The organism is Dysgonomonas sp. 521 (genome assembly GCF_010501055.1).
In the GTDB taxonomy this organism is placed as follows: domain Bacteria; phylum Bacteroidota; class Bacteroidia; order Bacteroidales; family Dysgonomonadaceae; genus Dysgonomonas.
Genome location: NZ_QVMO01000133.1, coordinates 1 through 6,877 on the forward strand (window position 1 = coordinate 1; position 6,877 = coordinate 6,877).

The window sequence follows — 6,877 nt, forward strand, 5'->3', positions numbered from 1 at the left end:
CTTATAGTTTCTTGCCTAAGAAGCCATCTATCAGAGTTGATATTATTGAGGATAAGCAACTAGCAATATGGTAGTGCCTTATTTCGAACTCACGTAAATTTACTCTTTTAGATTTCAAAAGATATGAAGCCCAACTGGAATCGATACTATCTTTCAATTTAAAGCATACATAAAGAGAACTGATCATACAAGGGAAATCCCCATTGTATTGTGCAATTGAGCCTACATTTATTCTGGCTGGGTTATAAGCAAATTCTCCTGATTCTATAATTTTATAAGAGCCTATATCTTCACCTATCATTTCACGATCTCCAAATTTTTCAGATTGAACAACAAATCCTTGATTGTTTGTAACAGAGTACATTGGTAAAACCTTTTTCTCCTTATTGCGACGATTGAAATTATTGGTAATATTCCCCAATGTTGTTTTTAGATGCTTTTCTTCAAATTCAGAAAATCTTATGCGAGTTTTTCCTTTATTGGAAAAATTATATAATCCATCCACAAGTGCAGTCTTTAGTTTTTTTAAGTCCTCAATTATTTTGTTTTGGGTTTCGATGCGTTGGTCAATGAGAGATAAAAATGCCCCTATTTTTTCTTGTTCTTCATGTGTCGGTGCATAATTTTTTAATTCCTCAAAAACTGATTTGGAAATAATTGGGACTGCCTGAACGGCAATGGAAGATAAATACTTTGGGAAACAACTATCTATTGCATAATATACAAAATTATAATTATAGCTTGGATTTGTGATAATGGTATTGATTTGTTGATTTGTCGACATACACTCCGAAGCAACACCCATTTTGCCAATAGTAGAGCCAATACAAGTTACTAAAATTGAATTTTTCGGGATTCTTCGGATTTTATTGAATCCTTGTTCTGAAATTTTTGCCTTTGTGTTAATAATATACTTTGTTTTTCCTAAGTCGGAAGGGGAAGCCCATAAATAATCATTTCCATAATTATTTGTATCATTTGTAGGAGGAGTGGCACCTGTAACAACCTCTCCAAATTCTTTTATTTTGATAACCTCCCACTCTCCTGTAAACTCTGGAAATCTCAAATTTGGAACATTGAGGATATTTGGTACTTAAAGTCTTTCTGTGTATATTCTTTTGAGTAATAATATTAAAATCAGAAGAATATGACAGAAAAAGTAGAAGTTAGTAAGGTAATCGACCTGTGGAAAAATGACAAAAAGCAGTATGTGAAAAAATCAAGTTATTCAGCGTATATGCTTTTAATAGAAAACCACCTGTTACCAAGCTTTGGGAGTCGATTTAGCGTTCAAGAGTCCGACGTTCAAGAATTTGTGTTCAAAAAGTTGGAAGAGGGATTAAGTCAGAAAACTATCAAGGATATCTTGATTGTCTTGAAAATGATATTGAAATTTGGGGTGAAGAATAAACTGCTTGAATATCAACAATTCGACATCCAATTTCCAACAGAAAGAGAAAAGTCTGAAATTGAGGTTCTAAGTAAAAACAATCAGAAAAAAATCATGAATTATGTTCAAGAACATTTTACATTCAAAAACTTAGGAATTTACATTTGCTTGAGTGCCGGTATTCGAATCGGAGAGATTTGTGCTTTGACATGGGATGATATAGATACTGAAACCGGTATTATCAATATCAGAAAGACAATCCAACGGATTTATGTTATAGAAGATAATGATAGACGAACTGAACTTATCCTTGACTCTCCCAAAACAAAGAATTCTATCCGAGATATTCCGATGAGTAGAGATTTACTGAAAATGCTAAAGCCAATCAAGAAAGTGGTAAATAGTTCATTTTATTTATTAACCAACGATTTCAAGCCCACAGAACCCCGCACCTATAGAAACTACTACAAGAAACTGATGAAAGAGTTAGATATGCCAGAACTGAAATTTCATGGACTTCGTCATAGCTTTGCCACGAGGTGCATTGAAAGTAAATGTGATTATAAAACGGTTAGTGTCATTTTAGGGCATTCCAATATTAGTACTACTCTTAACTTATACGTACATCCAAACATGGAGCAAAAGAAAAAATGTATAGATCAAATGTTTAAAGCGTTAAGATAAACTGACTGACCTCAAGACTAGAAGTATTTCTTCAAAACGGCTTGAGGTCAGCAAACTACTATTTATGCTAAGAGATAAAATGATATTCAGACGGAATAATAGCAATTTTATTCCTATTTACTCCCTAACAAACTTCCTGTAATCAAAATCCTCATTCCCTTTGCTAGATAATGTTTGCCTGTTATCCTCAATTTTATTCAGGATCGCCATCGCCCGTTCTTCTGCACCATGAATCTGCTTGGTGAATTGGTTGTAAATATCTGTTCCGTCAATCTTCGGAATGATATAACTGATTTGCGTTTCCTCTTCTTTTGTGATGGGTTTACCTTTCAGCGTTTTCACTACCAATTCAAATTCGTCAAGGCTTGTTCCCGAACTGAATTGCGACCGTTCCTTTTCTGTCAGAACCGGAATCGTCTCCTCATCTATCGTGTCCGGATCAATATCGGAAGGTTCGTTTTTCTCCAACGGGATAGACATGAAAGGTTCGTTTTCTTCTATCATCTTGGATTGTTGCAGCACCAGTTCTTTTAGTTCGGCTATTTCTTTTTTTAGTGGGTCTTCGGGTTTTATTGGTTCTGGTTGTATCTGCTTAGAGATGCTATTCTCTTTCAGTTTGAATTTCGATTTTCCGATAATATCCGGTATAGGATCTTTGCATGAAGCCTCTTTATTGCTATGTTCTTTTCTTGATTGATATTTCTTGTCAAACCAATCTTTGAAGATATTCCAAAGGTTCAGGCATGCCATGAAAAAACATGCCGTCGCCAATAGAATTGCTTTTATCTTTTCTGCTTCCATATTTACAGATTGATTGTTTTGATTATCTCCGCAACCAGCAAATCCAGATTGCTATCTTTTAGTAATGGTTTATCAGGAGGGAATATTGTTGAGAGGAACAGATAGTCATTCCCTTCAATGGATTGTTCCCTGTCATAACGGACACTCTGCGGGATACGGCTCTCCATAATGGAAATACCTAATCCTAAAATAGCTTCTTCGTAATAATTGAATAGCTCTTTTCTTTCCCGATTCGTTACTCTGTTCCAGAACGGATAGATACCTTTTAACCTTACCTGTGGATTCATGGTTATCATCTCGTTAATAGAAATGATAAATGGTAGGGTACTTTCCATATTAATCCGAGAAGTGGTTATCGGAACAAACAGATAATCCATCTGAAAGAATATCTCAACTACATTTTCATTATTCACTGTTCCCGGCAAGTCGAATAATACCACATCGTATTCTTCCGATTCGCTTTCCAAAAATGCTTTTGCCCTTGCGAGAGCTTGTTCCGGTTCGGTCGGAACGATAGGATAAGTAGGTTTACCTAATTTTGTAAACAGGGATTCCGCTTTCCTTTGATAAAAAGCATTGGTTTGTAATTGTTCCGCTTCCCGCCTCCGCATCTTCTGGATACTCCATTGTGGAAAGTCACAATCTATTACAGCCACATTATAGTTTTTCAAATAATGCAGATAACTGGCTATTAAAGTTGTGAAGACGGATTTGCCTGCTCCTCCTTTTTGTGTGCAGAAAGAAAGATACACAAGTCTTGTTTGCTTTTGATTCTCTGAATTGCTCATGATGCTCTTTTTTTAGTTTATACTGTTTCTGAAATGAATTACTTACCACTCCTTTTTATGGGCCTTTTGATGTTCTCTTCGTAGATACGATTGATTTCATCTTCATAGAGTTCGATATGATGGCTGATGATGTTATCAACCAATCCGCTGACGCTAATCCGTTCATTGCGTATTGAGCGGACAAGGGTTTGAAGAACTTCGTAGTTGTCTTTGCCGATATACAATCCCTGCCGATTACGAAGTTCATTACGGGAAAGAAATACCGATTCATAATCTACCGATTGTCCCCGCTTCTTTTTGGGCGGTTCTTTTGTTTTTTCTTCAATGGAGATTCCCGGTTCTGCGTTCGTTTTGTTTCCGGCAACTTCCAACTGATTTTCTACCTGTATGGATTTAGGCATTTCTTCATTGCTTCCTGCAACCGCGACTTGACGGATAAATGCACTTGTGTTTATCTTCACACCTGCTTTTTTGTTTAATTGATTATCTTCTTCCATATATGAATGATTTTATGATTGCCCACATTTATACAATTCTTCTTTTATTCATTTAATCAGCTATTCAGGTATCTGTTTCTGATTACTTGAACATTTGCACATCTGTCTATCTGCATGCTTATCGCCCAATAGGCAAACAGACAATTTTTCTTGTATCCTGACTTGCATTTTTGCTTTCATGCCACAAAGAAAACGATAAAAGAAAGCTGATTTTGGAATCAAGTATAAGTGGCACTGACTGACCGTTTCTGTCCGCTTATTCTGTTGTGCATAAGCGAAGTTCATCCCCTATCTTTGTCCAACGGGAATGAAAAGCCGGGAGTTATCTATGATTTAAAACTCCCGATAAATGAGTAACCGTTCCGGTTCCTATTAATGTCCGCCAATGCCGGCGGATTTTATTGTCATCAGACAATAGCAAGAAGTGTTTTTGTCAGCAGAAAATTCCATTTTCTTTCCTCCAAAAACATTTCTTGCCCAAACTCGCAAGTTTGGGGTCGGTTCTCCCAAGTCGAACCTTTTAAAGAATAAATTCAAGATTAATGAACATGGAACATGTTAATAATGGAGCCGTGCGGCTCAAAAAGAAAAGAGGGCGTAAGCCTAAAGCGGACAAGCAGACTTACCGCCATATGATACGCTTGAATAACAAAGATAACGAACGGTTTCTATCTTTGTTCCATAAGTCAGGACATAAAAGTAAGTCTCGGTTTATTGCAGATTGTGTACTGAATAATCCGGTAAAAATCGTTTCGATAGATAAATCAGCTATGGATTTTGCGATATTATTATCCCAATTTTTTGCACAATTTCGGGTAATAAAGACCAATTATAACCAATCCTTTCAAGTCTTAATTCGGAATTTAGGGGAAGAAAAAGCCCGTTTAATAATGAATATTATCGAGAAAGCAACACTGGATTTTATCCTGTTGCAAAGCCGGATAGAAGATTTATACACTCAAATCCGGGAAAGATGCTTGCCAAAATAAGTTCGGGTAAATCAGTATTTGGAGTATTAGCCTATAACAAAATCAAGGTGGAAGACAATCAGGCCGATGTATTGTACAGCCAAAAGATGTTCGATTCTCCCGACGGAAAATTCTCTATCCATGATTGTATGGACTCATTTGCTCCTTATCTGGCGATGAACAACAGAACTGAAAAGGTCGTATTTCATGCTTCGCTTAATCCTGATCCGAAAGATAAACTATCGGATGAGCGACTGGCAGAGATCGCACAAAGTTATATGGAGAAACTCGGATATGGGAACCAACCCTATATTGTTTTCAAGCATAAGGATATAGACCGGACTCACACTCATATCGTTTCCTTACGGATTGATGAAACGGGAAAGAAAATAAACGACAGCTACGAAGTCGCCCGTTCGATGAAAATATGCAAGGAATTGGAACAACAGTTTAATCTTATTCCGCTAAGGAAAGGACAGCGGGAAAGTGATACCCCGACAAAGAAGATAGACTATAAAGCGGGAGATATAAAACATCAGATGGGTAATATCGCTAAATCGGTAATGAGTCATTTCTATTTTCAGTCATTTGGAGAATACCGGACATTATTGGAGCAGTTCAATATAACGGTGGAAGAAGTAAAAGGTGAATATAAAGGCAAGCCTTATCAGGGATTGATTTATTCCGTAATAGATGACAAAGGAGATAAAATCGGTGTGCCGGTTAAATCCTCCAAATTTGGCAAATCAGTTGGCTATGATGCAATGCAAAAGCATTTTGAAGACTCCAAATCAGCTATTGAGAAAAACAGGGTAAGGGAAAACCTTCGTCCGACAATTGCCAAAGCGATGAAAGAAGTCAATAATATAGATGATTTTAAGTTGCTGTTGAAAGAGAAAAGTATCGGTGCTATTTTCCGGCAAAACGAACAAGGGCGTATTTATGGAGTTACATTTATTGACTACAAGAATCAGGCTATTCTCAACGGCTCACGTTTAGGAAAAGAGTTTTCCGCCAATCTGTTTCAGAATTTATTCAAAGACTCTCCAGTGAAAGAAGAAAGATCGGAACAACAAGTCAATCACAAATCTCAAGTGGAAAAGTCATCTTCTCAATCCCTAAATATGTCTGGTGTTACGGATGCTGCTTCAAGTCTGTTCGGTATCTTCGATATAGAGCCGCAGGGTGATAATTATGAAGACATCGCTTTTGCTAAAGAAAAAGAATATGAGGCAAAGCAACGGCAGCGGAAAGCAAAAAGACGAAAACCGGGTAGGCAGATATAAACTCATCAATGAAATATCCAAGATTCAGATTTTAAATGAAATATTTTCCTTTTCAAAGTCCCCCAAGGGGTTGGTGAGGGGACGTTCGGAAAGAAAAATATTTGTTGGAGAGAGTTCTGTGTGAAATTTAGGTACTTTTGTTGGAGTCCGTCTGTTTCTCAAATTCTTGCAAAGTTTGGAAATCCATGTGGCTACGAACAAATTCCCGTACATCGGAAGTGCGGTAGTAGGTTTTGTGAGCGATCATGAAATAGGGCAATTTCTTACTTGTCCTATACCGTTGGAGCGTTCGGTAAGATACTTTCAGGAGAAATGCCAAGTCTTGGTTATCCAACAGTTTCTCCTCTTCGCTGAATACTTCACTTGTATTTAACTAAGAGTGTAATTTGTTGCTTTCCTTTTTTTATTCTATCTTTGAACTCTATTAATGTAGAATACAGCAAGATAAAGATATGGAAAAGAT

General features: G+C 36.8%; 7 protein-coding genes and 1 pseudogene. 3 read left to right on the plus strand and 5 right to left on the minus strand.

The annotated features are described in order from the left end of the window. Position 1 precedes the first annotated feature (1 nt). Positions 2–1,066, minus strand: a complete 1,065-nt coding sequence (locus D0T84_RS20635; protein ID WP_163309745.1) for a restriction endonuclease subunit S — start codon at positions 1,064–1,066, stop codon at positions 2–4. An 81-nt stretch (positions 1,067–1,147) separates the two neighbouring features. On the opposite strand from D0T84_RS20635, the gene D0T84_RS20640 reads away from it, so the two are divergent. Next, positions 1,148–2,074 carry a site-specific integrase gene (locus D0T84_RS20640; protein ID WP_163309747.1) on the plus strand — a complete coding sequence of 309 codons (927 nt, stop codon included), beginning with the start codon at positions 1,148–1,150 and terminating at the stop codon, positions 2,072–2,074. 117 nt (positions 2,075–2,191) lie between these two features. On the opposite strand, the gene D0T84_RS20645 is transcribed toward D0T84_RS20640, so the two are convergent. Genes D0T84_RS20645 through D0T84_RS20655 form a run of 3 tightly spaced genes read right to left on the minus strand, consistent with a single transcriptional unit; the run spans position 2,192 to position 4,160 of the window. Further along, entirely contained in the window at positions 2,192–2,875 is a 684-nt protein-coding gene (locus D0T84_RS20645) for a hypothetical protein (RefSeq protein WP_163309749.1), read from the minus strand. A gap of 2 nt (positions 2,876–2,877) precedes the next feature. After that, positions 2,878–3,663: a ParA family protein gene (locus D0T84_RS20650; RefSeq protein WP_163309750.1), complete on the minus strand. Its 786-nt coding sequence runs from the start codon at positions 3,661–3,663 to the stop codon at positions 2,878–2,880. 38 nt (positions 3,664–3,701) lie between these two features. Further along, entirely contained in the window at positions 3,702–4,160 is a 459-nt protein-coding gene (locus D0T84_RS20655; RefSeq protein ID WP_163309752.1) for a DUF3408 domain-containing protein, read from the minus strand. Between the two features lie 542 nt (positions 4,161–4,702). Here D0T84_RS20655 and D0T84_RS20660 point away from each other — a divergent pair. Continuing rightward, on the plus strand, positions 4,703–5,149 hold the full coding sequence (locus D0T84_RS20660) for a hypothetical protein (RefSeq protein WP_163309754.1): 447 nt from the start codon (positions 4,703–4,705) through the stop codon (positions 5,147–5,149). After that, positions 5,134–6,414 (plus strand): conjugal transfer protein MobB, encoded by a 1,281-nt coding sequence (gene mobB, locus D0T84_RS20665; protein ID WP_163309755.1) that lies wholly within the window; start codon positions 5,134–5,136, stop codon positions 6,412–6,414. The genes D0T84_RS20660 and mobB overlap by 16 nt, the downstream gene beginning before the upstream one ends. A 127-nt stretch (positions 6,415–6,541) precedes the next feature. Here the strand turns inward: mobB and D0T84_RS20670 are convergent. Further along, positions 6,542–6,757 (minus strand): annotated as a pseudogene (locus D0T84_RS20670) (helix-turn-helix domain-containing protein); the annotation flags it as partial. Positions 6,758–6,877: the final 120 nt, after the last annotated feature.